General features: G+C 48.6%; 3 protein-coding genes. 1 reads left to right on the top strand and 2 read right to left on the bottom strand.

Annotated elements, in window-relative coordinates; translation table 11 throughout:
* On the top strand, nt 1-1,176 hold a 1,176-nt coding region (locus ACR0P9_RS10480; protein ID WP_432619914.1), incomplete at its 5' end, for an ABC transporter ATP-binding protein.
* 74 nt (nt 1,177-1,250) lie between these two features.
* On the opposite strand, the gene ACR0P9_RS10475 is transcribed toward ACR0P9_RS10480, so the two are convergent.
* Nucleotides 1,251-2,285, bottom strand: a complete 1,035-nt coding sequence (locus ACR0P9_RS10475; RefSeq protein WP_432619912.1) for a uroporphyrinogen decarboxylase family protein — start codon at nt 2,283-2,285, stop codon at nt 1,251-1,253.
* A 61-nt stretch (nt 2,286-2,346) separates the two neighbouring features.
* Nucleotides 2,347-2,772: helix-turn-helix transcriptional regulator (locus ACR0P9_RS10470; protein WP_432619910.1), on the bottom strand; the 426-nt coding region annotated here is incomplete at its 5' end.

Genomic DNA, 2,772 nt, shown 5'->3' with positions numbered 1-2,772 from the left:
TCCTATCGTCTGTTCCAGAAGCAGAGTGAAGTCCGCGGACGCCAGACCGCACTGATCGACGAAATGATGGGCGGTCAGACTGTCGTAAAAGCTTTTGGCTATGAAGACCGTGCTTCGGCTCGTTTCGCAGAAATCAACGAAGAACTGATGAAATACAGCCAGCAGGCGACATTCTACAGCAGCCTGACCAATCCGTGCACCCGATTTGTCAACAGCATTATTTATGCTGGTGTCGCTTTGGTCGGTGTTCTGCTCATTCCTCTCGGTAGTTTGACGGTCGGCGGACTATCCGTCCTACTCGCTTATGCAAACCAGTATATGAAGCCGTTTAACGATATTAGTTCTGTGGTCACAGAGCTGCAAAATGCACTGGCCTGTGCCTCCCGCGTCTTTGCACTGATGGAAGAGCCGGAAGAAAAGCCGGATGCCAAGCAGGAGTTGGGCACCGTGCGCGGACAAGTCGATATTCGTGATGTATCCTTCTGCTATGATGCTGCTCATCCGCTGATTGAACAGTTTAACTTGCAGGCAAAGCCGGGTATGCGCATCGCGATCGTCGGTCCGACCGGCTGCGGCAAAACAACATTTATCAACCTGCTCATGCGCTTTTATGACGTCAACAGCGGCACAATCTCCATTGATGGCGTCCCGATTGACAGCATCTCCCGCCATGCCTTGCGCAGCAGCTTTGGCATGGTCTTACAGGAAACATGGCTCAAGAGCGGCACGGTACGCGATAACATTCGCTTCGGCCGTCCGGATGCCAGCGAAGAAGAAGTGATTCAGGCGGCAAAGTCTGCCCACTGCTGGGACTTCATTCGCCGATTGCCAAAGGGATTAGATACTGTCCTGACCGAAGAAAGCGTCAGCCAAGGTCAAAAGCAGCTGCTGTGTATTGCTCGCGTCATGTTGTGCCTGCCGCCGATGCTGATCTTGGACGAAGCAACTTCCAGCATTGATACGCGCACAGAGCTTCTGGTACAGCAGGCGTTTGACACGCTCATGGAAGGCAGAACGAGCTTTGTCGTCGCTCATCGCCTGTCTACGATTCGCAACGCTTCGTTGATTCTCGTCATGCGTGACGGCAAAATCATCGAACAGGGCACGCATCAAGAGCTTTTGGCGGCCGGCGGCTTCTACAACAAGCTGTATAACAGTCAGTTCCAACCGTCATAATCTTAGATATAGACAACACAAAAGCGGCTGAATCCTTGGATTCAGCCGCTTTGCTTGTTATGTTTAATTTTCCGTTACTTTGCGTAGAAGTCATCTACTGCGTGGAAGAACGCATCAATGTTATCCCAGCTGGACATCGGCGGAATATCACAGCCGGAAGAAATGACATAATTCGGATACTTACAGCATTTTTCCATGACAGACAATGCCGCTTCTCGAACCGATTCCGGTGTACCGTTGCGGAATTGACCAGCCGGATCGACATTACCCATACAGATAACATCTGCCGGAACTTTGGACAAGATTTCCTCCATGTCAACTGCGTTGCCAAAATGATACGCATTGGCATGAGCACTGAGAATAGATTCCAGTGTGACATTGGCAGTATTGCCACAGTTGTGATAAATGACCGCAAAATTTTCGTCCTTTACCGCTTCTACAATACGCTTGCAGTAGTCGCCGGAAAATTCAACTGCCAGCGACGGAGACAGCAAGCCTGCGAGTGGCTCTGCAATGACAACACCGTTTGCACCGATTGCTTTATATGCCTGAATGTACTTGATGATAAACTCTGTTGCCTTTTCCAGCACAACATGTGCCATATCCGGCTCATCATAGCAATAAATCAGTGAAGAAGTCACATCCATCAAACGTCCAGCCAAAGAAAAAGGTCCAATGACGCCTGCGAATACCGGACGATCAGTAATCAGATCCATCGCTTTCTCAATGGCATCAATATAAATCTGCGTGCGGCCAGCACCGATTTCCGGTACCTGTAGAGCCTCTGCCGCCTTCATGCGCTCATCCTCGTCAATCTCTGTATCCAGAACCGGACCGATGACCGTTGGAACTTCGTCATCGGATACGCGAATCGGTGCGCCGAAACATTCTGCCTCCACAGACAAATCCATCAGCGATACGGCACCGCCTGCATTCGGTGTGCGGTCAGCTACGGCTTTCATACCCTTTGCCTGTAAATCACTGTCATTAATCAGTTCCTTTACTGTAATACCCATCAGCTGAATAGACGGGAAAGACAATACCGGCAATGCCTTCTTTACTGGAGCATCTAATAATTCTTTTGTCCATTGATCCATATTTCTTTTCATGATATTTTCTCCTTACTGCGCTGTATCTTGTTGTATTTTAAAACATTTCTAGTGATAAAAATCAAGCACTCGTTGCTCCTGCGCGATATTTTCCGGGCGGAACACCTACCTGCCGCCGAAAAACACGGGTAAAATAGCTCTGGTCATCAAAACCAACGGCACAAGCAATTTCTGACAGCGACATATCCCCGCAATGCAGATACAGTTTGCTCTTTTCTATCCGCAGACGATTGGTGTATTCAGTAAATGTACAGCCAAGCTCTTCCTTCAAAATACGACACAAATACGATTTTGACAGATGCACTTCGCTTGCTACCTGTTCCAGACTCACCTTTTCAGACAAATGTTCTTTGATATAGGCTGCCGCTTGCTGAATGATACTCTGATGCCGTGCATCTGGAAAATCAAACAGCATATCAAAGAATGTATGCAGCATCGCACCGAGCCATGCATCTACCGTATCAAAATCTGTCAGATGGTCTAACTC

This window comes from Butyricicoccus sp., from assembly GCF_050872565.1.
GTDB lineage: Bacteria > Bacillota > Clostridia > Oscillospirales > Butyricicoccaceae > Butyricicoccus_A.
The sequence above is the reverse complement of the archived record's forward strand: the minus strand, read 5'-3'. Positions and strand labels throughout refer to the sequence as shown.